This is a genomic window from Mitsuaria chitosanitabida ATCC BAA-476 = NBRC 102408 (assembly GCF_001598255.1).
Taxonomy (GTDB): domain Bacteria; phylum Pseudomonadota; class Gammaproteobacteria; order Burkholderiales; family Burkholderiaceae_C; genus Roseateles; species Roseateles chitosanitabidus.
The window spans coordinates 142,577-166,789 of the sequence record NZ_BCYP01000010.1 but is presented as its reverse complement, the minus strand read 5'-3'; the positions used below and the strand labels follow the sequence as shown (position 1 = coordinate 166,789).

Annotated in this window: 17 protein-coding genes; 4 read left to right on the top strand and 13 right to left on the bottom strand. The window is 70.9% G+C overall.

Features of this window, described 5'->3' with window-relative positions:
• Positions 1 to 114: 114 nt before the first annotated feature.
• Together MCHT01_RS06745 and MCHT01_RS06740 are read right to left on the bottom strand one after the other, a co-directional pair.
• Positions 115 to 1,773, bottom strand: coding sequence for an ATP-dependent DNA ligase (locus MCHT01_RS06745; protein WP_067063997.1), 1,659 nt, complete (start codon positions 1,771 to 1,773; stop codon positions 115 to 117).
• Positions 1,770 to 2,864: a ligase-associated DNA damage response exonuclease gene (locus tag MCHT01_RS06740; RefSeq protein ID WP_067063995.1), complete on the bottom strand. Its 1,095-nt coding sequence runs from the start codon at positions 2,862 to 2,864 to the stop codon at positions 1,770 to 1,772. Before MCHT01_RS06740 ends, MCHT01_RS06745 begins: the two co-directional genes overlap by 4 nt.
• 169 nt (positions 2,865 to 3,033) lie before the next feature.
• Here MCHT01_RS06740 and MCHT01_RS06735 point away from each other — a divergent pair, with 169 nt between their 5' ends.
• From MCHT01_RS06735 to MCHT01_RS06720, 4 genes are all read left to right on the top strand, one after another.
• Entirely contained in the window at positions 3,034 to 6,906 is a 3,873-nt protein-coding gene (locus MCHT01_RS06735) for a response regulator (protein WP_067063993.1), read from the top strand.
• A complete protein-coding gene (locus MCHT01_RS06730; protein WP_067063992.1) occupies positions 6,903 to 8,072 on the top strand; it encodes a response regulator in 1,170 nt (389 codons plus the stop codon). The genes MCHT01_RS06735 and MCHT01_RS06730 overlap by 4 nt, the downstream gene beginning before the upstream one ends.
• Positions 8,073 to 8,356: 284 nt before the next feature.
• Entirely contained in the window at positions 8,357 to 9,412 is a 1,056-nt protein-coding gene (locus MCHT01_RS06725) for a S1C family serine protease (protein ID WP_067063990.1), read from the top strand.
• A 92-nt stretch (positions 9,413 to 9,504) separates the two neighbouring features.
• Positions 9,505 to 10,518: an LLM class flavin-dependent oxidoreductase gene (locus MCHT01_RS06720; RefSeq protein ID WP_067063988.1), complete on the top strand. Its 1,014-nt coding sequence runs from the start codon at positions 9,505 to 9,507 to the stop codon at positions 10,516 to 10,518.
• 78 nt (positions 10,519 to 10,596) lie between these two features.
• On the opposite strand, the gene MCHT01_RS06715 is transcribed toward MCHT01_RS06720, so the two are convergent.
• The 11 genes from MCHT01_RS06715 to MCHT01_RS06665 form a co-directional block, all read right to left on the bottom strand.
• A complete protein-coding gene (locus MCHT01_RS06715) occupies positions 10,597 to 11,067 on the bottom strand; it encodes an STY0301 family protein (RefSeq protein ID WP_148661426.1) in 471 nt (156 codons plus the stop codon).
• Positions 11,064 to 11,534, bottom strand: coding sequence for a BPSL0067 family protein (locus tag MCHT01_RS06710; RefSeq protein WP_067063985.1), 471 nt, complete (start codon positions 11,532 to 11,534; stop codon positions 11,064 to 11,066). The genes MCHT01_RS06715 and MCHT01_RS06710 overlap by 4 nt, the downstream gene beginning before the upstream one ends.
• A 111-nt stretch (positions 11,535 to 11,645) precedes the next feature.
• On the bottom strand, positions 11,646 to 15,650 hold the full coding sequence (gene purL / locus MCHT01_RS06705; protein WP_067063983.1) for a phosphoribosylformylglycinamidine synthase: 4,005 nt from the start codon (positions 15,648 to 15,650) through the stop codon (positions 11,646 to 11,648).
• A gap of 147 nt (positions 15,651 to 15,797) precedes the next feature.
• Positions 15,798 to 16,937 (bottom strand): ABC transporter substrate-binding protein, encoded by a 1,140-nt coding sequence (locus MCHT01_RS06700; RefSeq protein ID WP_067063980.1) that lies wholly within the window; start codon positions 16,935 to 16,937, stop codon positions 15,798 to 15,800.
• Positions 16,938 to 17,046: 109 nt separating this feature from the next.
• Positions 17,047 to 18,369 carry a TRZ/ATZ family hydrolase gene (locus tag MCHT01_RS06695; protein WP_067063978.1) on the bottom strand — a complete coding sequence of 441 codons (1,323 nt, stop codon included), beginning with the start codon at positions 18,367 to 18,369 and terminating at the stop codon, positions 17,047 to 17,049.
• Positions 18,370 to 18,489: 120 nt separating this feature from the next.
• On the bottom strand, positions 18,490 to 19,455 hold the full coding sequence (locus tag MCHT01_RS06690; protein WP_067063976.1) for a nucleoside hydrolase: 966 nt from the start codon (positions 19,453 to 19,455) through the stop codon (positions 18,490 to 18,492).
• A gap of 75 nt (positions 19,456 to 19,530) precedes the next feature.
• Positions 19,531 to 20,550, bottom strand: a complete 1,020-nt coding sequence (locus MCHT01_RS06685) for a ribokinase (protein WP_084452039.1) — start codon at positions 20,548 to 20,550, stop codon at positions 19,531 to 19,533.
• Positions 20,547 to 21,563: a LacI family DNA-binding transcriptional regulator gene (locus tag MCHT01_RS06680; protein WP_067063972.1), complete on the bottom strand. Its 1,017-nt coding sequence runs from the start codon at positions 21,561 to 21,563 to the stop codon at positions 20,547 to 20,549. Before MCHT01_RS06680 ends, MCHT01_RS06685 begins: the two co-directional genes overlap by 4 nt.
• Positions 21,564 to 21,843: 280 nt before the next feature.
• Complete coding sequence (gltA, locus tag MCHT01_RS06675) at positions 21,844 to 23,154, bottom strand: citrate synthase (RefSeq protein ID WP_067063969.1); 1,311 nt, start codon at positions 23,152 to 23,154, stop codon at positions 21,844 to 21,846.
• Between the two features lie 32 nt (positions 23,155 to 23,186).
• Positions 23,187 to 23,465: an FAD assembly factor SdhE gene (locus MCHT01_RS06670; RefSeq protein WP_067063968.1), complete on the bottom strand. Its 279-nt coding sequence runs from the start codon at positions 23,463 to 23,465 to the stop codon at positions 23,187 to 23,189.
• A 40-nt stretch (positions 23,466 to 23,505) separates the two neighbouring features.
• Positions 23,506 to 24,210 carry a succinate dehydrogenase iron-sulfur subunit gene (locus MCHT01_RS06665; protein ID WP_067063965.1) on the bottom strand — a complete coding sequence of 235 codons (705 nt, stop codon included), beginning with the start codon at positions 24,208 to 24,210 and terminating at the stop codon, positions 23,506 to 23,508.
• Between the last annotated feature and the right edge of the window lie 3 nt (positions 24,211 to 24,213).

Below are 24,213 nucleotides of genomic sequence, written 5' to 3'. Positions count from 1 at the left end.
GGAACGGCGTCCAGCCCTTCTCCGCGAGCCACTCCTCGATGACGGAGGACGCTCGCGCGCCGGGGCCCGCCGGCGAGTCCGCCGCGTCGTTCGCCGAGGGCGGCGCGGCCCGCTTCACGCGTCGCCCTCGGGCAGCAGCGCCTGCAGGGACTGGAGGGTGTCGGCCTCGGCCACGGGCTTGTCCTCGCGTCGCCGCAGCATGCGGGGGAAGCGCACCGCGATGCCGCTCTTGTGCCGACCGCTGCGCGCGATGCCCTCGAAGCCCAGCTCGAACACCAGCGTCGGCGTGACGCTGCGCACCGGCCCGAAGCTCTCCACCGTGGTGCGGCGCACGACGGCGTCCACCTCCCGGATCTCCGCGTCCGTCAGGCCCGAATAGGCCTTGGCGAAGGGCACCAGCTGGCGCGCCGGGTCGTCCCGCGGCCCGTTCCAGACGGCGAAGGTGTAGTCGGTGTAGAGACTGGCGCGCCGGCCGTGGCCCCGCTGCGCGTAGATCAGCACCGCGTCGACCGACAGCGGATCGATCTTCCACTTCCACCACACGCCCACGTCCTTGGTCCGACCCACGCCGTAGCGCGCGTCGATCCGCTTGAGCATGAAGCCCTCGACGCCCCGGGCCCGCGCCTGCTCGCGCTGCCGCGCCAGGTCGGCCCAGTCGACGCCGGACACGAGCGGGCTCAGGATGAGGCCCGGCAGCGGATGCACCGCCACCAGCTGCTCCAGCCGCGCGCGGCGCTCCTGCTGGGGCCGTGCGCGCAGGTCGTCGCCGCCCTCCTCCAGCAGGTCGTAGACGCACAGCGCCGCCGGCAGTTCGCGCAACAGCCTGGCGCTCAGGGTCTTGCGGCCGATGCGCTGCTGCAGCTCGGCGAAGGGCCGGACCTGGTCGTCGCGCCAGATCAGGATCTCGCCATCCAGCACCGTGCCCTCGGGCAAGGCCTCGCCGAGGGCGCGGAGCTCGGGGAAGCGGTCGGTGATGAGCTCCTCGCCGCGGGACCAGATCGCGACCTCACCGGCCCGCCGGACCAGCTGCGCGCGGATGCCGTCCCACTTCCACTCGACGAGCCAGTCCGCGGGCGGCCCCAGCTGCGCGTCGAAGTCATCGATCGGCGCGTTGAACGGGTGCGCGAGGAAGAAGGGATACGGCTGAGCGCCGCGCGAGGGGCCGGTCTCCGCCTCGGGGCCGGGCGGCGCGACGAGCGCCGCGTAGTCCTCGGCGGTGGGACGCGCGCCGACATGCGTATAGCCCATCAGGCGCTGCGCGACGAGCTTGGCATCGACACCGCTCACCGCCGCCAGGGCCTGCGTCACTTGCAAGCGCGAGACGCCGACCCGCAGCGCGCCGGTGATCAGCTTGAAGTAGGCGAAGCGCTGCTCGACGGCCAACGCGGCCCATTGGCTCTGCAGCGTGGGGGCGAGCGCCTCGGGCGGCATGCCGCGCAGCGGCAGCAGATGCTCGGCCATCCAGACGGACAAGGGGCGCTCGACGACCGCCGTGGGCTCGGGCAACAGCAGCGACAGGGTCTCGGCCAGATCGCCGACCGCCTCGTAGCTCTCGTCGAAGAGCCACTCGGGCAGCCCGGCGGCGAGCCGGGCCTGCTCGCGCAGCAGCTTCGTCGGCACGAGCTGCCGCGGCTTGCCGCCCGCGAGGAAGTAGACGGCCCAGGCGGCGTCCTCCGGCGGCGCGGCGCGCAGAAAGGCCTGCAGCGCGGCCTGCTTGGCGAGGCTGGAGGTGGAGGCGTCCAGATCGCGGTAGAGGGCGGCGAAGGCTCTCATGCGCCGCCCTCCTGGGGATCGCCCACCTCCGGAGGCTCGCCGGCCGCCGGGGCGTCGTCCTCCTCGCCGTACTCGGTGGCGAAGGCCTGCGCGCGCAGGCCCTGCTCGTTGAGCCAACGCACCATCACCGGCACGCTGCCATGCGTGACGAAGACGCGCTCCGCGCCCGTGCCGCGGATCGCCGCCATCAGGCCGGGCCAGTCGGCGTGGTCCGACACGACGAAGCCGCGGTCGACGCCCCGCCGCCGCCGCGTGCCGCGCAACCGCATCCAGCCGCTGGCGAAGGCGTCCGAGAGATCCGCGCCGAAGCGCCGCAGCCACGGCGAGCGCGCGGCCGAGGGCGGCGCGATCACCAGCGCGCGTGACAGGGCCGCCCGGTCGAGCACCGGATCCATCGCGTGGAACGTCCGCGGCAATGTCACGCCCGCCTCGCGGTAGATCGCGTTCAGCGGCTCGACCGCGCCATGCGCGACGATGGGCCCGATCGACGCGTCCACGCCATGCTGCAGCCGCTGCGCCTTGCCCAGCGCGTAGGCGTACAGCACCGAGGCGCGTCCCGCCCGCGCGTTGGCGCGCCACCAGGCGTCGATCTCGGCGAACAGCGCCGCCTGCGACGGCCACCGGTAGATCGGCAGGCCGAAGGTGGACTCGGTGATGAAGGTGTCGCAGCGCACCGGCTCGAAGGGCGCGCAGGTCCCGTCGGCCTCGAGCTTGTAGTCGCCCGACGCGACCCAGACGCGGCCCGCGTGTTCCAGCCGGACCTGGGCCGAGCCCAGCACATGACCCGCCGGATGCAGGGACAGCCGCACGCCGTGATGGGTGACGACCTCGCCGTAGGCCAGCGTCTGCAGGGTGATGTCCTCGCCCAGCCGGCGCCGCAGGATGGCGGCGCTGTCGCGATGCGCGAGGTAATGCGCATGGCCCCGGCGCGCGTGATCGCTGTGGCCGTGCGTGATGACGGCCCGGTCGACGGGGCGCCAAGGGTCGATGTAGAAATCGCCGGGTGGGCAGTACAGCCCCTCGGGCCGGGCGATCACCAGGTCGTCGGGGCCGGGCTCGCGGGGCGATCGGTCCGGATGCGGGTCGGCCATGACGGCGATCCTAGCCAGCCCGCCGGACCGGCCGTGTAGGACGGCGACGCGTTGTGGCGCGACGGGCGTTGACGCCCGCCCGCGCTCCCCTACACTGCCCCGAGGCTTCGCAACCAGCATCCAAACAGGCCCGGCGCCCGCCGACCGGGCTTTCCTGGGGAGGAAAGGGATGGGTCGTGTGTCGGAATGGCTGCTCGGGCATCGCCGGGTCGCCTGGACTCTTGCCGCGCTGACGGCGATCGCGTTGGGCGCGGTCGTCAGCGAAGCCCATCGCCGCTCGCTCGAGCACGACTTCCGCCGCACGCTCGCCAATGCCGCGCAGCGCGAGGCGCTCGGCCTGCAGGGCCTGACGCTGACCGGCAAGGGCATGGGCGCGGTGGTGCTGTCCGGCCAGCTCAATCCCGCGATCAAGCAGGCCGCGCTCGTCACCGACACCCAGCTCGCCCGCCGCACCCGTCCCGCCGCCGATGCGCTGGAGGTGCTGGCGCTGAGCGTCGGCGCGCAGCAGGCCTACGTCGTCAATGCCCAGGGCCGGATCGTGGGCGAGTGGGACGACGAGGGCGCCCCGCCCATCGGCCTGGACGTCAGCTTCCGCCAGTACTTCCGGCAGGCCATGCGCGGCCAGCCCAATGTCTTCGCCGGCATCAGCCTGACCACCGGCGAGCGCGCCTACTGGCTGGCCGCGCCGGTCTACCGCGTCCCCGGCCAGACGGGCGAGATCATCGGCGTGGTCGCGGCCCGGCTCTACGCGGACGCGCTGGACCGCTTCCTCGACACCCGCAGCTACGCCGGCGCGCTGCTGGTCTCGCCGCACGGCGTGGTGCTGGCCGCCAGCCGGCCCGAATGGCGCATGAGCCTGAACGGCGACGTCACGCCCGCGCGCGCCGCGGCGCTCACCGCCAGCCGCCAGTTCGGCAAGCTCTTCGCCGTGCCGGCTGAGATCCACCGCCTGCCCTTCGACCTCGGGCAGACGGGCGCCGAGGTCGACGGGCAGTCCCATGCGGTGGTGCACGCCGACATCGCCTGGAACGACCCGGCCGGCCCGTGGAAACTGGTCCTGCTGGGCGATCTGTCCGCGCTGGAGCCGATGAGCACGCGGCTGGCGATCGGCGCGCTGGTGGCGCTGCTGGCCTTCGGCCTGATGGGTGCCTCGCTGCGAGGCCTGGCGCACCGCGCCGCGCGCGACCGCAAGGACCTGGAGTTGCAGGAGCAGCACCGCCAGCTGCAGGACCAGCATCGCGAGCTGCAGGCGCTCAAGGAGGCGGCCGAGGCCGCCGCCCATGCCAAGTCCGACTTCCTGGCCAACATGAGCCACGAGATCCGCACGCCGATGAACGCCATCATCGGCATGTCGCACCTGGCGCTGCAGACAGGGCTGGACGCGCGGCAGCGCAATTACATCGAGAAGGTGCATCGCTCGGCCGAGAACCTGCTGGGCGTGATCGACGACATCCTGGACTTCAGCCGCATCGAGGCCGGCAAGCTGAGCCTGGAACGCGTGCCCTTCCGCCTGGAGGAGGTGCTGGAGCACCTGGTCAACCTGATCGGCTTCCGCGTCGAGGACAAGGGCCTCGAACTGCTGCTGCAGCTGCCGCCGGAGCTGCCCACCGCGCTGATCGGCGATCCGCTTCGCCTCGGGCAGGTGCTGGTGAACCTCGGCAACAACGCGGCCAAGTTCACCGACCGTGGCGAGATCATCGTGGGCATCGAGGCCAACCCCGCGATGCGCGCCGCCGACGGAGCCGGCCTGGACGCGCCGCCCGAGCCCGAGGTCGAGCTGCACTTCTGGGTGCGCGACACCGGCATCGGCATGACGCCGGACCAGCAGGCGCGGCTGTTCCGCAGCTTCAGCCAGGCCGACAGCTCGACCACGCGCAAGTACGGCGGCAGCGGCCTGGGGCTGGCGATCTGCAAGCAGCTGGTCGAGATGATGGGCGGCCGCATCTGGCTGGAGTCCGCGCCGGACCGGGGCTCGACCTTCCACTTCAGCGCGCGCTTCGGCCTGCAGCCGGAGGGCTCGGACCTGCCGGCGCGGCGCGCCCTGATGGCGCACGAGCTGGCGCGGCTGCGCACGCTGGTGGTCGACGACAACCGCGCCGCGCGCGAGATCCTGTCGACGCTGGGCACGAGCTTCGGCCTGGACGTGGCCACCGCCGCCGACGGCGCGCAGGCCCTGCAGGAGGTCGAGCGCGCGCAGGACGGGGGCCATCCCTACGCGCTGGTGCTGATGGACTGGCAGATGCCCGGCATCGACGGCATCGAGGCCGCGCGCCAGCTCGGCGACGGGCGGCTGGACCAGGCGCCTGCCGTGGTGCTGGTGACCTCGTTCGGGCGGGACGACTCGCTCACCGCGGCGCTGGCCGCGTCGCAGGCGGCGTCCCCGGCCTCGCGCCGGCCGGTGCTGCTGACCAAGCCGGTGACCGCCTCCTCGCTGCTGAGCGCCATCGGCGAGGCCCTGGGCCATGTCGACCGCCCCGCCCCCACCGCCGAGCGCCGCCGCCAGTCCACGCAGGAGGCGATGCGGCAGCTGGCCGGCGCGCGGGTGCTCGTGGCCGAGGACAACGAGCTCAACCAGGAACTGGCCGCCGCGCTGCTGGAGGACGCGGGCCTGCACGTCACGCTGGCGGTCAACGGCCAGGTCGCCTTGGACCTGCTGGCCGAGGCGCCCGGCGGCTACGACGGCGTGCTGATGGACATCCAGATGCCGGTGCTGGACGGCTACGCGGCCACGCGCGCGCTGCGGGAGGACCCGCGCTGGCGGACCTTGCCCATCATCGCGATGACCGCCAACGCGATGAGCGGCGACCGCGAGAAGGTGCTCGAGGCGGGGATGAACGACCACATCCCCAAGCCGCTCGACGTCGACGCGCTGTTCGAGACCCTGGCGCGCTGGGTGCGGCCGGCCCATCCCGCGGCGGAGGTGCCGATGGACACGCGCTCCGGCGCGGGCCGGCGCATCGACACGCGGCGCGGACAGGGCGAGCCGCTCGACAGCGGCACGGCCTCTCGTGACGGCGACCGCGCCACGGGAGGCGGGTTGGGATCCAGCGACAGCGGCGCGGGCAAGCCTGGAGCGGCGCCGCCCGCGACATCGGTGGCCGCCGGCGGCAAGCCGGGGTCGGCCGGATCGACCGGATCAACGGGATCAACGGGATCGGCGGGATCGGCGGGATCAACGGGATCGGCGGGATCGGCGGGATCAACGGCATCGGCGGCATCTGTGGCATCGACCGGATCGGCGGCATCGACGAGATCGGTGGGATCGGGGGGCGCCCTGGGCGCGGCGGGGCTGCTGCCGCCGATCGCGGGGCTGGACCAGCAGGCCGGGCTCGCGACGGCGGGCCACCTGCCGTCGCTCTATCGCAAGCTGCTGCGCACCTTCCTGGACACGCAGATCGACTTCGCCGCCGACTTCGCCGAGGCCGCCGCGGCCGGCGACCATGTGGGGATGACCCGGCTGGCGCATTCGCTGCGCGGCGCCGCGGCGACGCTGGGCGCCAAGCCGCTGGCCGCCGCCGCCGGCGCGCTCGAGCAAGCCTGCGCGAAGCGCGTCGCCGTCGACGAGCGCGAGCCGTTGCTCACGCGCGCGCAATCGCTGCTGGCGGCGCTGCTGGTCTCGCTGGGCCGGCATCAGGCGCGCGAGGCGCTCGCCGATCCACCGTCGGCCAGCGCCTGGAGCAGCACGCCCGCGGAATCCGCACGGGACCTGGCGGCCTCCGCCTCCCCGTCGACCGGATCGCCGCCATCGCCGCCCCCGGGCGCCCTCGCCCCCTTGCTGGACCGGCTGACGGCGCTGCTCGACGACAGCGACTCGCGCGCCGGCGATGTCGCGCGGGAGCTTGACCGGCTGCTCGATCGCGTGACCTTGCCGACGGCCCACCTGCGCCTGCTGCGCCGCGCCGTGGACGCGACGGCGCGCTTCGACTTCGACGCGGCCCTCGTCCTGATCCGCGAGGCGCGCGAGACCTTCGGCAGCGGCACCGTCGGCACCGACGGCAACGACGACGTCTTGTCCGATTCCACGTCCGGGAGGCCCTCATGAACCCGTCCTCCGATCCGACCGACGGCGCGACCTTGCTGGTCGTCGACGACACGCCGGACAACCTGACGCTGATGAGCGAGCTGCTGCGCGACCGCTACCGCGTCAAGATCGCCACCGGCGGCGAGAAGGCCCTGCGCATCGCGGCCGGCGACCCGCGGCCCGACCTGATCCTGCTGGACGTGATGATGCCGGGCATGGACGGCTACGAGGTCTGCGCCCGGCTCAAGGCGGATCCCGACACGCGCGAGATCCCGGTGATCTTCCTGACCGCCAAGGCCGATGTCGCCGACGAGATGCGCGGCCTGGCGCTGGGCGCGGTGGACTACATCACCAAGCCCATCAGCCCGCCCATCGTGATGGCGCGAGTGCGCACGCACCTGACGCTCAAGGCCAGCGCGGACTTCCTGCGGGACAAGGCCGCCTTCCTGGAGGCCGAGGTCGCGCGGCGCAGCGCCGAGCTGTCCGCGATCCAGGACGTGACCATCCACGCGATGGCCTCGCTGGCGGAGACGCGGGACAGCGACACCGGCAACCACATCCGCCGCACCCAGCATTACGTCCAGGTGCTGGCCGAGGCGCTGCGGGCGCATCCGCGCTTCGCGGCGACGCTGACGCCGGCCTACATCGCCACGCTGTTCAAGTCGGCCCCGCTGCACGACATCGGCAAGGTGGGCATTCCGGACCGCATCCTGCTCAAGCCGGGCCGCTACACGCCGGAGGAGTTCGAGATCATGAAGTCGCATCCGACGCTGGGACGCGACGCCATCGCCCAGGCCGAGGCGCAGCTGGGCACGCCGGTGGCCTTCCTGGCCATGGCCAAGGACATCGCCTACGGGCATCAGGAGAAGTGGGACGGGTCCGGCTATCCGCAGGGGCTGCGGGGCGACGCGATCCCGATCTCCGCGCGGTTGATGGCGCTGGCGGACGTCTACGACGCGCTGATCAGCCGCCGCGTCTACAAGGACGGCATGCCGCACGACCAGGCCGCCGTCCTCATCGCCGAGGGGGCGGGCCGGCACTTCGACCCGGACGTCGTCGAGGCCTTCATCCGCATCCAGCCGCAGTTCCAGGACATCGCCCGGCGCTTCGCCGACGACGACGAGGCGTTGCGCCGCAAGCGGGAGTTCATGGACACCGCCGCGATTCCCCATCTGGGCACGACCTGACCCCGCGCTCGCTGCCTGGGAAAGGCCCGGCCCCGCGCTCGCTGCCTGCACCGGCCCTCACCCCTGCCCCTCTCCCGCGCAGCGGGAGAGGGGAAAGAGCCGGCGAGGGTTGCCGATCGCCCCTTCTCCCGCACAGCGGGAGGGGGAACCTGCTCGTCCCTGCGAGCGTCCCGGATCGACTCCCTCGCCCGCTTGCGGGAGAGGGTTGGGGTGAGGGTCTTCGTGAGGGCGCCAGGAATGGGACGTCGCCAGTCCCGCCGGGAGGCGCCCCATAATCGACCGCCATGACCCGACTGCTGCTCGTCACCCTGCTCGCGATCGCCACCACCGTCGGCGCCCAGACCCCGCGCCCCGTGACCCCGCGAGGCCCGCTCGACGCCCAGGAGCAGAACAACATCGCCGTGTTCCGCAAGGTGTCCCCCTCGGTGGTGCACATCACCACCCTGGCGCAGCAGCGGGACTTCTTCTCCCGCAACGTGACCGAGGTCCCCAGCGGCACGGGCTCGGGCTTCCTGTGGGACGAGCAGGGTCACGTCGTCACCAACTTCCATGTGATCCGGGGCGCCTCGGCCGCGAAGGTGACGCTCTCCGACCAGAGCACCTTCGACGCCAAGCTGATCGGCGTCGATCCCGACCGCGACCTGGCCGTGCTGCGCATCGCCGCCCCGCGCGAGAAACTGCTCCCCGTCCCGATGGGCAGCAGCCGCGAGCTGCTGGTCGGCCAGACCGTCTACGCGATCGGCAATCCGTTCGGCCTCGACCAGACCCTGACGCGCGGCATCGTCTCCGCGCTCAACCGCGAGATCGAGTCCATGACCCAGCGCACCATCCGCGGCGCGATCCAGACCGACGCGGCCATCAACCCGGGCAACTCGGGCGGACCGCTGCTGGATTCCGCGGGTCGGCTGATCGGCGTGAACACGTCGATCTTCAGCCCCAGCGGCGGCAGCAACGGCATCGGCTTCGCGATCCCGGCGGACGAGGTGAACCGCATCGTCCCGCAGCTGATCAAGAACGGCCGCGTGATCCGGCCGGCGCTGGGCGTGACCGCCGGTTCCGAGCAACTGCGAGAGGTGCTGCGGCTGCCCAAGGGCGTGGTGCTGATCGGCATCCAGAGCGGCGGCGGCGCGGCGCAGGCCGGGCTCAAGCCCTTCATGCGCGGGCGGGACGGCCGCATCATCGGCGGCGACATCATCACCGCCGTCGACGGCAAGCCGGTGGCGGACCTCGACGACATGCTCAACCTGCTGGAGCAGCGGCAGCTCGGCGAGAAGGTGACGCTCACGGTGTGGAACGGCGGCAAGACCCGGCAGGTGCAGGCCGCGCTGAGCAGCGACTGAGCGCCCGGTGGGCGCCCCTGCCACAGGCGCCGAGGGCGTGCCATAACCCTCCCGCCACTCCGGTCCGGGGTCCGCGCCTAGACTGCGCCGCCATGACCGAACGAACGCCCCTTCCCCCGCTGAGCGTCCTCGACCTCGCGCCCATCGTCGAGGACAGCACCGCCGCGCAGGCGCTGCGCGACAGCATCGCGCTGGCCCAGCATGCCGAGCGCCTCGGCTACCAGCGCTACTGGGTCGCCGAGCATCACAACATGGACGGGGTCGCGTCCTCCGCGACGGCCGTGCTGATCGGGCAGATCGCGGGCGCGACGGAGACCATCCGCGTCGGCTCGGGCGGCATCATGCTGCCCAACCACGCGCCGCTGACCATCGCCGAGCAGTTCGGCACGCTGGCCACGCTGTTCCCGGGACGCATCGACCTGGGCCTGGGCCGCGCGCCCGGCACCGACGGGCCGACGATGCGCGCGCTGCGCCGTCATCTGTCGACCGCGCACGAGGATCGCTTCCCCGAGGACGTGCTGGAGCTGACCGCCTACCTCGCGCACGAGCAGGAGGGTCAGGTCGTGCGCGCCATCCCCGGTCAAGGCACCGAAGTGCCGATCTGGCTGCTGGGATCCAGCCTCTACGGGGCGCAGCTGGCGGCCTACCTGGGCCTGCCCTTCGCGTTCGCGTCGCACTTCGCGCCGGCCATGCTGATGCAGGCGCTGGAGATCTATCGGGCGCAGTACCGGCCCAGCGTGAAGCATCCGAAGCCGCATGCGATGGTCGGGCTCAACGTCATCGTGGCCGATACGGACGCCGAGGCGCTGAAGCTGTTCACCTCGCTGCAGCAGCGATTCCTGGGCATGCAGCGCGGGCAACGGGGACCGCTGCCGCGGCCGGTGGACGACATGGACGCGCGGTGGACCGCGGGAGAGAAGCTCGCGGTGGAACGCATGCTGGCGGAGTCCATCGTCGGGTCGCCGCGCACCGTGCGTGAAGGACTCGAGGCCACGTTCGAACGCACCGGCGCCGACGAGTTCATCGTCGCCTGCGCGGTGCACGACGCGGCGGCGCGCAAGCGCTCGTACGAACTGCTCGCGGGCGTCGCGGCAGCGAAGGCCTGAGGTTCACGGCCGCTGGCCTTCGCTGCCCGTCGCCGTCAGGGGGCGACGGCCGCGGCCGCGGGGCTCAGGCCCGCCGGCTCACTGGCAGCCGGCCGACTCCAGGCGGTACACGCCCTCGCGCCGACGGTGATTGACCAGGGTGCATTGCGTGTAGCCGTCGAGCGGCCGCGCGAGCACCAGCTTGGTCGCGGCGTACTGGCAGACGGCATACGCGCCGCGTTTGCCGGCCAGCTTCCAGGTGGTCGTCTCCCGCTTGCCGCCCTTGCCGTCCCCCTTCTCCACCGTGTCGTCGGGCACGTCGCCATCGGCGGTGTCCAGCGGACCCAGGTTGATCCGGAAGCCCTGCAGCACGTGCACGGCCACGGGTTGGTCGACGACGGACTGCCAGCCCGCGGGCACGTCCTGGGCCGTCTGCGCCGTGCCGGCGATCTGCGCCGGGCAGCTGAAGGGTTCCGGCGCGGCCATCGCCACGCCGGCGCTCAGGCCCAGCGCCGCGAGGACGGCGCCACCCATCGCGCGTCGGCGCGCGGCATGAAGAAGCGTGCTCACCATTGGATCGTCGCGTAGCCAAGGCCGTTGTTCAGGTAGCTGGACGCTTTCCCGTGCGCGGCCGGATCGAAGTAGACCTCACGCGCCTGGATGCGCAGGAGGCCGCGGTACTGCTCGATGATCTTGAAACCGATCACCTCGTTGGACTTCTTGTCCAGCACCACGCCCGCGTAGATGCCGGAGTGCTGACCGGTGTTCCCGTTGGGATAGAAGCCGCGGGCGTCCCAGCCGCTGGCGATCGGCGTCCCCAGCGTCAGCGACGCCACGACCGCGGGAGTCAGCGCCATGCCCTTCTTCCAGTTGTCCGGCTGGGTACGCGGCGCACCCGCCAGCTCCTTGACCAGCTCGGCGCATTGGATGGCGTTGTCCGAGGGGCGTGGAATCACCGGCTGACCGGCGAAGCGCATGGGATCGTGGACAGCGCCCTGGTGTTCGGCGTAGAGGCGGGAGGCGACGGCAGTGGCCATGAGGTCGAGGTCCTTGCTTGTGACCACGCCACTGTAGAAGCACTCGGGCGCCGTGGCCGTTGACTTTGGTCAGCCACGGGCGCCGCAAGGGCCGCCTTCACGCGCCCGGGATCAGCCCACCCACTTCCGCGCGTTGCGGAACATGCGCATCCAGGGGCTGAACTCGCCCTTGTCGCCGCCGGTCCAGCTCATCTGCACGTTGCGGAACACGCGCTCCGGATGCGGCATCAGCGCGGTGAAGCGGCCATCGGCCGTGGTCACCGCGGTCAGGCCCTGCGGGCTGCCGTTCGGGTTCAGCGGGTACTGCTCGGTCGGCTGGCCCTTGCCGTCGACATAGCGCATCGCGCGCAGCACCTGCGACGGGTCGCCGCGCTGCGAGAAGTCCGCGAAGCCCTCGCCGTGCGCGACCGCGATGGGCAGGCGGCTGCCGGCCATCCCGGTGAAGAAGATGCTCGGCGACTCGACGATCTCGACCTGCGCCAGACGGGCCTCGAACTGCTCGCTGCGGTTGCGGACGAACTTGGGCCAGTGCTGCGCGCCCGGGATCATGGGCGACAGCGCCGCCAGCATCTGGCAGCCGTTGCACACGCCCAGCGCGAAGCTGTCGGATCGCGCGAAGAAGGCCTCGAAGGCCGCCTTCAGCACCGGGTTGAACAGGATCGACCGCGCCCAGCCCTCGCCCGCGCCCAGCGTGTCGCCGTAGCTGAAGCCGCCGCAGGCCACGAAGCCCTTGAAGTCCTTCAGATCGACCGCGCCGGCCTGCAGGTCGCTCATGTGCACGTCGTACGCGTCGAAGCCGGCCTGCGCCATCGCGTAGGACATCTCGACATGCGAGTTCACGCCCTGCTCGCGCAGGATCGCGACCTTCGGACGCACGCCGCTGGCGATGTACGGGGCGGCCACGTCGTCCTTGACGTCGAAGCTGGGCAGCCAGTGCAGGCCCGCGTCCGGCGTCACCGCCAGCGCGTGCTCCTGGTCCGCGCAGGCGGGGTTGTCGCGGTCGCGGGCGATGCGCCACGAGACCTGGTCCCACTCCTCCTGCAGCGCGTTCAGCGATGCGGCGAAGACCTTCTTGGCGTCGCGCCAGACTTCCGCCTGCCGGGTCTCGTTGGTCTTGCCGACCACGTGGCTCAGCTTGGACAGACCGTGCGCGCGCAGCGTCTGCAGCACCGCGTCGCGGTCACCGGTGGCGACCTGCAGCACCGCGCCCAGCTCCTCGTTGAACAGCGCCTTGAGCGTCAGCTCGTCGCGGCGGCCGCTGACCTGCGCGGCCCAGTTCTTGGAGTCGCCCATCTCGGCGCGGCTGTCGCTGATGCCGTCCCCTTCGGTGACCAGCATGTCGACGTTCAGGCTCACGCCGCGCTGGCCCGCGAAGGCCATCTCCATCGCGGCCGCGAACAGGCCGCCGTCGCTGCGGTCGTGGTACGCCAGCAGCTTGCCCTGGCCGCGCAGGTCGTTGACCGCGTCGACCAGCGACTTCAGCAGCGCGGGGTTGTCCAGGTCCGGCACGCTGGGGCCGAACTGGTTCAGCGTCTGCGCCAGGATGGAGCCGCCCATGCGCATGCGGCCCTCGCCCAGGTCTACCAGGATCAGCGTGGTGTCACCGTCCTGCAGCTGCGGCGTCAGCGTGCCGCGCACGTCGCTCAGCGAGGCGAAGGCCGTGACGATCAGCGACACCGGCGCCGTCACCTGCCTGGTCTGGCCCTCGTCGGTCCAGCGCGTGCGCATGGACAGCGAATCCTTGCCCACCGGGATCGAGATGCCCAGCGCCGGGCACAGTTCCATGCCCACGGCCTTGACCGTGTCGTACAGCGCGGCGTCCTCGCCGGCTTCGCCGCAGGCGGCCATCCAGTTGGCGGACAGCTTCACCCGCGCCAGCTCGATGGGCGCGGCCAGCAGGTTGGTGATGGCCTCGCCGACCGCCATGCGGCCGGAGGCGGGACCGTCGACCGAGGCCAGCGGCGTGCGCTCGCCCATGCTCATCGCCTCGCCGGCGAAGCCCTTGAAGTCGGCCAGCGTGACCGCGCAGTCGGCCACCGGGATCTGCCACGGACCGACCATCTGGTCGCGGTGGTTCAGGCCGCCCACGGTACGGTCGCCGATGCTGATCAGGAAGCGCTTGGAGGCCACCGTCGGGTGACGCAGCACGGTGCGAGCGGCCGTGGCCAGCTCGACGCCGTCCAGCGACAGCGCGCCGCCCGAGCGGGCCACGCGCGTCACCTCGCGATGCATCTTGGGCGGCTTGCCCAGCAGCACGTCCATCGGCATGTCGATGGCGCGCTCGCCCCGCGGGCCGTCCTCCAGCACCAGCTCGCGGTGCTCGGTCGTCACGCCGACGACCGCGAACGGGCAGCGCTCGCGCTCGCACATGGACTTGAAGAGCTCCAGGCTCTCCGGGGCGATCGCCAGGACGTAGCGCTCCTGGCTCTCGTTGCACCAGATCTCCTTCGGGGCCAGCCCGCTCTCCTCGAGCGGGACCCGGCTCAGGTCGAAGGTCGCGCCCCGGCCGGCGTCGTTCACCAGTTCCGGGAAGGCGTTGGAGATGCCGCCCGCGCCGACGTCATGCACCGCCAGGATGGGGTTGCGCTCGGCCAGGCCCCAGCAGTGGTTGATGACCTCCTGCGCACGGCGCTGGATCTCGGGGTTGCCGCGCTGGACCGAGTCGAAGTCCAGGTCGGCCGTGTTGGTGCCCGCCGCCATGGAGCTGGCCGCGCTGCCGCCCATGCCGATGCGCATGCCGGGGCCGCCCAGCTGGATCAGCAGCGAGCCCGCGGGGAACTCGATCTTCTTGGTCAGGTCCGAGCGGATCGCGCCCAGGCCGCCGGCGATCATGATGGGCTTGTGATAGCCGCGGCGGATGCCGTCGACGTCCTGCTCGTAGACGCGGAAGTAGCCGCCCAGATTCGGACGGCCGAACTCGTTGTTGAACGCGGCGCCGCCCAGCGGGCCCTCGGTCATGATCTGCAGCGGGCTGGCGATGTGCGCCGGCTTGCCGACGGGGTTCTGTTCCCAGGGCTCGCTCAGGCCGGGCAGGTGCAGGTTGGAGACCGAGAAGCCGGTCAGGCCGGCCTTGGGCTTGGAGCCGCGGCCGGTCGCACCCTCGTCGCGAATCTCGCCGCCGGCGCCGGTGGAGGCGCCCGGGTGCGGGGAGATGGCCGTCGGGTGGTTGTGCGTCTCGACCTTCATCAGCACGTGCGCGGTCTCGGCACGGGCCTCGTACTTCGGGGCGCGGCGGTCGCCGGCCGGGATCCAGCGCTCGATCGCGTGGCCTTCCATCACCGCGGCGTTGTCCGAGTAGGCGATCACCGTGTGCTGCGGCGAGAGCTTCTCGGTGTTGCGGATCATGCCGAACAGCGACAGCGGCTGCGCCTCGCCGTCGATGGTGAACTGGGCGTTGAAGATCTTGTGACGGCAGTGCTCGCTGTTGGCCTGCGCGAACATCATGAGCTCGACATCGCTGGGGTTGCGGCCCAGCTTGCGGAAGGCGTCGTCCAGATAGACGATCTCGTCCTCCGACATCGCCAGGCCCCAGGCGCCGTTGGCCTCGTCCAGCGCGACGCGGCCGCGGCCGATCACGTCCACGTGGGCCAGCGGCTGGGCCTGCTTGTCGTCGAAGAGGTGGGCCGCGTCCGCGCGCGAGAACAGTACGCTCTCGGTCATGCGGTCGTGCAGCAGCTCGGCGCAGGCCAGCAGCTCGTCCTGCGACAGCGGCTTGGCGCCACCGGTCAGGCCGCCCAGCAGGCCGGTCTTGAGCGTCAGGCGGAATTCGGTGACCCGCTCCACGCGGTGGATGTCCAGGCCGCAGTTGTGGGCGATGTCGGTGGCCTTGGAGGCCCAGGGGCTCAGCGTGCCCAGTCGCGGGGCGACGACGATCAGCGCGCCCTCGGCCGGGCCTTCATAGCGGTCGCCGTAGTCGAGCAGCGATTGCAGCTTGGCGCCCTGCTCCGCCCCGGGGGCCGAATCGGTCCAGACCCAGTGCACGTGGCGCGCATGGACCGCGGTGACGCGGTCGCTGACGGCCTGCAGTCGCGCCAGCAGCGCCGCGGCCCGGAAGGACGAGAGGGCATTGCCCCCCTCGAAGTGAATCAGATGCTTGGGGGTTTGGGTGCTGGCCATGGGATCCCGGGGGGTTGCGCCGCGCGTCGCCGCGGCGTGAGCCCGCCATTCTAGCCAGCACCGCTCATCGCACCGGGTTTACCCGGCGGATCGTGGTGCCTGAGCGCACCGCCGGACGCCTCCCGACGCCGGCGATGGCCCGCCGCATCAGCGCAGGAAGCGGCCGCGCGGGTCGATGATGGCGATGTCCGCGTAGTTGGTGCCGGTGTGGTCCGTCGGGCTGTAGCCCAGCTCCATGCCGCCCAGGTCGTACTTGGACATGCCGTTCAGCGCCTTGAGCACCCCGGCGCGCGTGGTGTCCTTGCCCGCGCGCTTGAGCGCCTCCACCAGCACCTTGGCCGAGGCGAAGCCTTCCATCATCGCGGGCGTGACCTGGCCGCCGGACTCGGCGGGCTTGGCCTTCACCAGGTCGCCGAGCTCGCGCACCATCGGGATGTTGTTGCTGCGCTCGCTGGGGAAGACCTGCGAGACGATCACGCCGGCGGCGTTCTGGCCCAGCAGCTGCACGAAGCCGTTGGACGCGTTGTTGGACAGCGTCGCGCCCAGGATGCGCGAACCCGCCGCGCGCAGCGCGTTGATCGTGTCCGAGGTGATCTGCTGCGAGGCCACCAGCAGCACGACCTGCGGGTCCGCCGCGATCAGCTTCTTGACCACGCCGGGGATGTCCGGCTTCTCGCGGTCATAGGTCAGGTGCACCAGCGGCTTGACGTTGCGGCCGTTGAAGCCGTTCATCGCGCCGGTCACGCCGTCGGCGCCGAAGGTGTCGTTGACCTGCACCAGGGCGATGCGGGTGTTGCCCATCTCCAGCAGCAGCTGCACGGCCCGCTCGGCCTCGCGCTGATACGTCGAGCGGACGTTGAAGACATACGGGTTGACCGGCTTGTGCAGCAGCATCGCGCCGGTGGACGGGGCCACCAGCGGCACCTGCGCCTTCTCCAGCAGCGGCATCACGGCCTGCGTGTGCGGCGTGCCGCGGGTCAGGAACATCGCCACGGCGCCCTTGTCGATCAAGGTCTGGGCGTTGGCCGCGGCGCGCTTGGGCTCGAAGCCGTCGTCCATCGACACCAGGTCGATCTTCTGGCCGTTGACGCCGCCATTGGCGTTGACCTTGTCGATGTAGAGCTTCGCGCCGAGCGTCAGTTCCTTGACGCTGGCGGCCACCTGGCCGGTGAAGCCGGCCGTCTGGCCGATCAGGATGTCCGCGTGGGCGGCGCCGCTCAGGCTCATGGCCGCCGCGGCGACGGCGAAGGAGGCGCCCAGGCGCCGGCTCCAGGAAGGGGTGTTCATGCTGTTGTATCCCGCCGGCGGGTTGAGTCGCGCCGGCACTGTCTCCTGCCAGCCGGCGGTCGCGAGGACGCCGGCGCCACGGCGCCGGCACCCCCACGTTCAGGGGGGCTCAGCGCCCGGCGCGCATCTTAGCGACGATGTCCTGCACGCGACCCAGCAATCCCGAGGTGTCGATGGTCACAACGTTGCGATTTGCCAGCAGCTGGCGACCGCCCACCCACACGTCCGTGACATGTTCACGGCCGGCGACATAAACGAGCTGCGCGTCGGCGTGATAGACGGGCTGGCATTCGATCGAATCCAGCGCCACGGCGACGACGTCGGCCAGCTTGCCGGCCTCCAGCGTGCCCAGGTCGCTGGCGCGGCCCATGGCCTTGGCGGCGCGCACGGTGGCCATCTCCAGCGCGGTGCGCGCGGACACGGTCAGCGGATCGCCCGTCACGCCCTTGGCCAGCAGCGCCGCGGCGCGGATCTCGCTGAACATGTCCTGGCGGTTGTTGGAGGCCGCGCCGTCCGTGCCCAGGATGGTGTTCACGCCGGCGGCTTCCAGCGCCTTGACCGGCGCCACGCCCGAGGCGAGCTTCAGGTTGGAGCTGGGGTTGTGGACCAGGTGCACGCCCTGCTTCGCGACGAGGTCGATCTCCGCGTCGTTCAGGTGGACCATGTGCACCGCGATCATCTTCGCGTTGAGCAGGCCCAGCTTGTGCAGGCGCGCCAGCGGACGCTCCCCGTACTGCTTGATGCTGCCGTCGATCTCGTCCTGCGTCTCGTGGATGTGGCAGTGCATCTGCAGGTCGTACTTCTCGGACAGCTCGCGCAGCTGGACGAAGGTCTCGTCGGAGACCGTGTACGGCGCATGCGGCGCGCTGGTCCAGTCCAACAGCTTCTCGCCCTTGAACTGCTCATAGGCGGCCAGGCCCTTGGCGATGTAGTCCTGGGCATTGGCGGCGTAGCCGGTGGGGAAGTCGATGACGTTGATCGACACGCCGGCGCGGATGCCGCTGTCCACCGCGGCGCGAGCCATCGCGGTGGGGAAGAAGTACATGTCGTTCAGGTAGGTCACGCCGCCGCGGATGGCCTCGGCCGCCGACAGCAGCGAGCCGGTGTAGGTCCAGTCCTCGCTGACCCACTGGCGCTCCAGCGGCCAGATGTGGTTGTTCAGCCAGTCCATCAGCGCCAGGTCGTCGGCCACGCCGCGCAGCAGCGACATCGCCGAGTGCGTGTGCGCGTTGATCAGGCCGGGAATCAGCACGTGGTGCGGCAGCTCGACGCGCTCGGCGCTGGCATAGCGCTGCAGCGCCTCCTCGCGAGGCAGCACGGCGGCGATGCGCTCACCCTCGATGGCCAGGGCGTGGTTCTCCAGCACCGGGCTGTCCGGGGTCATGGTGATCAGCCAACGGGGCAACAGCAGCTTCACGGCTTGGGTCGTCATCTCGGGTTCTCCTTGAACGCGCCGCGCGGCGCGTCGTGCATTGTCTTGATTCTCGAAGGCGCCGTCGCGGGGACGCTCCGCGCGGACCGGTCGCCTCGGGCGGCGGTCAGTGGATCTCGGTCAGAAGATCTCGTCGAACAGGGCCAGCACGCGCGGCGCGTCGACCTCGACGCAGACCTGCTGCGCCGGGTGGCCGCTCCAGGCGGTGCCGCTGCCGTGCTCGTTGCGCCAGTCCTGGATGGTCTGGCCGGTGGCGATGCCCTCCAGCACCACGCGCACCGGACCGCGGCGCAGCGTGAAGGCCTCCGGCACCAGCAGGATGGCCGCGGCGCTGGCGTCGTGGGCGTAGATGCCGCCGATGCCGTCGCGCTCGTCGTAGAAGCGCTGGTAGTGCCGCGTGGCCTGCCACAGCAGATCGCCGGCGCCATCGCCGCGCCCCTGCAGCTTGGCCAGGTCGGCCTCGCGCATGATCGCTTCCTGCGTCACGTCCAGACCGACGATGGTCACCGGCCAGGGCGCGGTGAAGACCCGATCGGCGGCCTCGGGGTCGGCCATGATGTTGGCCTCGGCCACCGGGCTGACGTTGCCGCCGTGGCCGCGCAGGCCGAAGGCGCCGCCCATCACGATCACGCCCTTCACCTTCGCGGCGATCGACGGGTCGCGCTGGAGCGCGAGGGCCAGGTTGGTGAACGGGCCGACGGCGACGAGCGTGATCTCGCCCGGTCGCTCGTTGACCAGGTCGCACAGCAGCTGGTCCGCGGGACGGGGGTCCAGCGGGCGCGTCGGCGCGGGCAGCTGGGCGCTCAGGCCGCCGATGCCGTCGTCGCCATGGACGTGGGTGGCGTGCTCGCGGCGGCGCTCGTCGCGCAGCGGGCCCTCGGCGCCGCGGGCGACCGGGATGTCCTTGCGATACAGCGCGGCCAGACCTTGCGCGTTGCGGGTGGTGATGTCGACCGACGCGTTGCCGAAGGCCGAGGTCACGGCCAGCAGGTCGAAGCGCGGGTGGCTCGCCAGCAGCGCGAGCGCGAGCGCGTCGTCGATGCCGGGGTCCGTGTCGAAGATGACGGGGATGCGGGTGCTGTCCATGGGGATACTGCGTCCAGGGTCAGAGATCGTTGATCGAAGCGCGCCTCCACGACATCGCGGACGCGCGCACCGGGGTCAGGCCTTGCCTGCGGCGGCCGTTTGAGCGGCGGCGGCTTGCTCGGCCAGAGCCGTCAGCGCATGGAGCTCGGGCAGGTCCGGCAGCTCGGAGCGGTGCGGCATCGCTTGCTGCACGCCGGAGCGGCTGACCGACAGCGCCGCGGCCGACTGGCCCAGCGCGACGGCGCGCGCCGGCACCAGGCCCTCGGCCAGACCAACGGCGAGTCCGCCCACCAGCGTGTCGCCGGCACCGACTGTATCCACCGCGTCGACGCGGGGGGCGACCAGATGCAGCCCTTCGGGATGCGCGTCGCACAGCAGCCAGGCGCCGGCGCCGCCGATCGTGACCAGCACATGACGCGGCCCCCGCGCGCGCAGCTCCTTGGCGGTCGCGCGGGCGATGTCGAGCTCGCAGGCGTCGCCGGCCAGCTGGACGTCGCGGGCCAGTTGCAGGGCCTCGGTCTCGTTGACGATCAGCCAGTCGCTCAGCGCGAGCAGCGCGGCCGGCAGCTCCTGCGCGGGCGCGGCGTTCAGCACGGTGGTCACGCCGGCTTCCCGGGCGATCTCGAAGGCGCGCTGGACGGCCGGCACCGGCACCTCCAACTGCGCGACGACCACCTTGGCCTGACGCAGCAGCGCCCCGCCCTGCTCCACGTCGCCCGTGTCCAGATCGGCGTTGCTGCCGGGGACGACGACGATGGCGTTCTCGCCGCCCTCGCTGGCGACCATGATCACGGCCACGCCGGGCCAGGCGCGCTCATCGCGGCGGACGGCGTCCGTGCGCACGCGCTCGGCCTGCAGCGCGGCGATCAGGTCCTGGCCGTGCTGGCGCATGCCGATGCGGCCGATGATCGCGACCTCGGCGCCCAGCCGCGACGCGGCCACCGCCTGGTTGCCGCCCTTGCCGCCGGGCGTGCCGGCGAAGGACTCGCCGATCAGGGTTTCACCCGGCGCGGGCAGGCGCGCGGCGTGCGCCACGAGGTCCATGTTGATGCTGCCCACCACCACGACGGTGGCGGGAGCCGATGCTGAAGTCATGCAGTCTCCGGGGACGACGGCGCCGCGGTGCTCTCGCGCAGCACCACGTGCGGCACGAGTTGCAGGTCCTTGAAGGGCGCCTGGGGATTCTCGATACGCTCGATCAGCGCGCGGCCGGCCTCGCGGCCCAGGTCGCGGATCGAGCAGCCCACGCTGGTCAGCGCGGGATAGACATAGCTGCCGAGCTCGATCGCGTCGAAGCCCACGACCGAGAGCTGGCGCGGGACGCTGAGCCCCATCTCCGCCGCGGCACGCAGCGCGCCCATGCCCATCAGGTCGTTGCAGGTGAAGATGGCGGTCAGCTCGGGTTGCCGCTTCAGCAGCGCCTTGACGGCCTCGTAGCCGCCGGCGGTGCTGAAGTCGCTCTCGGCCAGCCACTCCTCGCGGGCCTGCAGGCCGCGCTGGCTCAGCGCGTTGCGCCAGCCGGCGACGCGTTCGGTGGTGACCTCGAATTCCGCCGGGCCGCTGACGCAGCCGATGCGGCGATGGCCCAGCTCGAGCAGATGGCGCACCACCTCGAAGGCGCCCAGCTGGTTGTTGACGCTGACGCGGTCCGCGCGCGCGCCGGGCACCAGGCGGTCGACGGTGACGACGGGGACGCTCGCGTGGCGGAAGGTGCCGGCCAGCGCCTCGGTGTCGCCGGCGGAGCTCAGCAGCAGGCCGTCGATGCGCTTCTCGAGCAGCGTGCGCAGATAGGCCTGCTGATGCTTGGGTTCGTTGTCCGAGTTGCAGAGAAAGACCGAGTACCCGGCCTGCCGGCACCACTCCTCGACGCCGACGACGAGCTCGGCAAAGAAGGGGTTGCGGACGTTGGGGACAAGGACGCCGACGATCTTGGTCTCGCTGCGACGCAGGGAGCGGGCGACGGCGCTGGGCAGATAGCCGATCTCGTCGACGGCGGCCAGCACGCGGGCACGGGCCTCGGCGCTCACCGGCCGGGTGTTGTTCAGCACGTGGGAGACCGTGGTGAAGGACACCCCCGCCAAAGCGGCCACATCCTTGATGGTGCTCATCGGTAGATTCGGTCCTTGTCTCGTGCCAAACTGGCGGATTCGATCGTTTGCAAACGTTTGCAGAGCATACCTGATCGGTGATGCATTCCCCCTCCGGGCGGAGGTCGCGCATCAAATATTCAGACGCCGGTCGACCATCGCCACGGACCGCACTCGGTCTCTGCTCCGCACCGTCGCCGCGGGTCGCGACTCACACAGCACCCATGTGAAAAAGCCCCTGCGCCTTGCGGCCAGGGGCTTCTCGGCATCGGACCGCGCAAGCGGCCCGATCTCAGGTCGATCAGCGCTGGGCGATCGGCTTGACGTCGCGCGGGGTGGCGCCGACGAAGAGCTGACGCGGGCGGCCGATCTTGTACTCGGGGTCGCCGATCATCTCGTTCAGCTGGGCGATCCAGCCGACCGTGCGGGCCAGCGCGAAGATCGCGGTGAACAGCGGAACCGGGATGCCGATCGCGCGCTGCACGATGCCGGAGTAGAAGTCGACGTTCGGGTACAGCTTGCGGGCGACGAAGTATTCGTCTTCCAGCGCGATCTTCTCCAGCTCCATGGCCAGCTTGAACATCGGGTCGTTGTGCAGACCCAGCTCGTTCAGGACTTCATGGCAGGTCTCGCGCATCAGCTTGGCGCGCGGATCGTAGTTCTTGTAGACGCGGTGACCGAAGCCCATCAGCTTGACGCCGCTGTTCTTGTCCTTCACCTGCTTGATGAACTCGCCGATCTTGGCCACGCCGCCGTTGCGCTGGATGTCTTCCAGCATGTTCAGCGCGGCTTCGTTGGCGCCGCCGTGCGCCGGGCCCCACAGGCAGGCCACGCCGGCCGCGATCGCGGCGAACGGGTTCGTGCCCGACGAGCCGCACAGACGCACGGTCGAGGTCGAGGCGTTCTGCTCGTGGTCGGCGTGCAGCGTGAAGATGCGGTCCATCGCGCGGACCAGCACGTCGTTGGGCTTGTACTCCTCGCAGGGCGTGGCGAACATCATGCGCATGAAGTTGCCGGCGTACGAGAGGTCGTTCTTCGGATAGATGTAGGGCTGGCCGATCGTGTACTTGTAGGCCATCGCCACCAGCGTCGGCATCTTCGCGATCAGACGGATCGCGGCGATCTCGCGGTGCTCGGGGTTATTGATGTCGGTGCTGTCGTGATAGAAGGCCGACATCGCGCCCACCAGGCCCGTCATGACGGCCATCGGGTGGGCGTCGCGACGGAAACCGCGCAGGAAGAACTGCATCTGCTCGTTGACCATCGTGTGGTTGGTCACGCGGTTGACGAACTCTTCCTTCTGCGACGGGTTGGGCAGCTCCCCGTACAGCAGCAGGTAGCAGGTCTCGAGGTAGTCGCAGTTCACCGCCAGCTGCTCGATCGGGTAGCCGCGGTACAGCAGCTCGCCCTTGTCGCCGTCGATGTAGGTGATGGTCGAGTTGCACGAGGCGGTCGACAGGAAGCCCGGGTCGTAGGTGAACTTGCCCGTCTGGCCATACAGCTTGCGGATGTCGATGACATCCGGACCGATCGTGCCCTTGTACAGCGGGAGATCGATTTGCGGGCTGCCATCGGAGAACGACAGGGTGGCTTTGACGTCAGACGGGGTCATGGGCATTCCTTATGACTTCGGGGGTTTCTTGTTTACTGGGTCCGCAGCAGCGCGAGCACGGCATGCACGTCGGGCCGATCCAGGTCGTCCGCCGGCTCCTTGCGAGCCAGCATCAGGTCGAGCAGGTCGTTGTCGGACAGGTCCATCAACTGCCGCAGCCCTTCCGCGTGGAACTCGGTGAGCCGAGTTTCGTGCCGCTGGAAGAAGCGCTCGATGAAGAGGTCATTCTCCAGCAGACCACGGCGGCAGCGCCACCGAAGCTTGGAGAGATCCCTCTCGGAAACGAGGTTGTCGGGCGAGGCGTGACTCATGCGCGTACTGCCGGTGCGAATGCTGATGCGGACCGCGTCCTCAGACGGCGCGACGCACCATCAGTTCCTTGATCTTGCCGATCGCCTTCGTCGGGTTCAGACCCTTCGGGCAGACGTCGACGCAGTTCATGATGGTGTGGCAGCGGAACAGACGGTACGGGTCCTCGAGGTTGTCGAGGCGCTCCGAGGTGGCCTGGTCGCGGCTGTCGGCGATGAAGCGGTAGGCCTGCAGCAGGCCGGCGGGACCGACGAACTTGTCGGGGTTCCACCAGAAGCTGGGGCAGCTCGTCGAGCAGCTCGCGCACAGGATGCACTCGTACAGGCCGTTGAGCTCTTCGCGCTCCTCGGGGGACTGCAGGCGCTCCTTCTCGGGCGGCGCTTCCTCGTTCACCAGGAACGGGCGGATCGAGTTGTACTGCTTGAAGAACTGCGTCATGTCCACGATCAGGTCGCGGACGACGGGCAGACCCGGCAGCGGCTTCAGGACGATCACGTCCGGCAGCGAGCGCAGGTTGGTCAGGCAGGCCAGACCGTTCTTGCCGTTGATGTTCATCGCGTCCGAGCCGCACACGCCTTCGCGGCACGAGCGACGGAAGGACAGCGACGGATCGACCACCTTGAGCTTGAGCAAGGCGTCCAGCAGCATGCGTTCGTTGCCCGCGAGCTCGAGCTCGATGGTCTGCATGTACGGCTTGGCGTCCTTGTCCGGGTCGTAGCGGTAGATCTTGAAAGTGCGCTTGATCATTTC

Coding starts and splice junctions, on each gene's coding strand:
- MCHT01_RS06745 (WP_067063997.1), bottom strand. CDS start 1,773: ATGAGAGCCTTCGCCGCCCTCTACCGCGATCTGGACGCCTCCACCTCC.
- MCHT01_RS06740 (WP_067063995.1), bottom strand. CDS start 2,864: ATGGCCGACCCGCATCCGGACCGATCGCCCCGCGAGCCCGGCCCCGAC.
- MCHT01_RS06735 (WP_067063993.1), top strand. CDS start 3,034: ATGGGTCGTGTGTCGGAATGGCTGCTCGGGCATCGCCGGGTCGCCTGG.
- MCHT01_RS06730 (WP_067063992.1), top strand. CDS start 6,903: ATGAACCCGTCCTCCGATCCGACCGACGGCGCGACCTTGCTGGTCGTC.
- MCHT01_RS06725 (WP_067063990.1), top strand. CDS start 8,357: ATGACCCGACTGCTGCTCGTCACCCTGCTCGCGATCGCCACCACCGTC.
- MCHT01_RS06720 (WP_067063988.1), top strand. CDS start 9,505: ATGACCGAACGAACGCCCCTTCCCCCGCTGAGCGTCCTCGACCTCGCG.
- MCHT01_RS06710 (WP_067063985.1), bottom strand. CDS start 11,534: ATGGCCACTGCCGTCGCCTCCCGCCTCTACGCCGAACACCAGGGCGCT.
- purL (WP_067063983.1), bottom strand. CDS start 15,650: ATGGCCAGCACCCAAACCCCCAAGCATCTGATTCACTTCGAGGGGGGC.
- MCHT01_RS06700 (WP_067063980.1), bottom strand. CDS start 16,937: ATGAACACCCCTTCCTGGAGCCGGCGCCTGGGCGCCTCCTTCGCCGTC.
- MCHT01_RS06695 (WP_067063978.1), bottom strand. CDS start 18,369: ATGACGACCCAAGCCGTGAAGCTGCTGTTGCCCCGTTGGCTGATCACC.
- MCHT01_RS06690 (WP_067063976.1), bottom strand. CDS start 19,455: ATGGACAGCACCCGCATCCCCGTCATCTTCGACACGGACCCCGGCATC.
- MCHT01_RS06685 (WP_084452039.1), bottom strand. CDS start 20,550: ATGACTTCAGCATCGGCTCCCGCCACCGTCGTGGTGGTGGGCAGCATC.
- MCHT01_RS06680 (WP_067063972.1), bottom strand. CDS start 21,563: ATGAGCACCATCAAGGATGTGGCCGCTTTGGCGGGGGTGTCCTTCACC.
- gltA (WP_067063969.1), bottom strand. CDS start 23,154: ATGACCCCGTCTGACGTCAAAGCCACCCTGTCGTTCTCCGATGGCAGC.
- MCHT01_RS06670 (WP_067063968.1), bottom strand. CDS start 23,465: ATGAGTCACGCCTCGCCCGACAACCTCGTTTCCGAGAGGGATCTCTCC.
- MCHT01_RS06665 (WP_067063965.1), bottom strand. CDS start 24,210: ATGATCAAGCGCACTTTCAAGATCTACCGCTACGACCCGGACAAGGAC.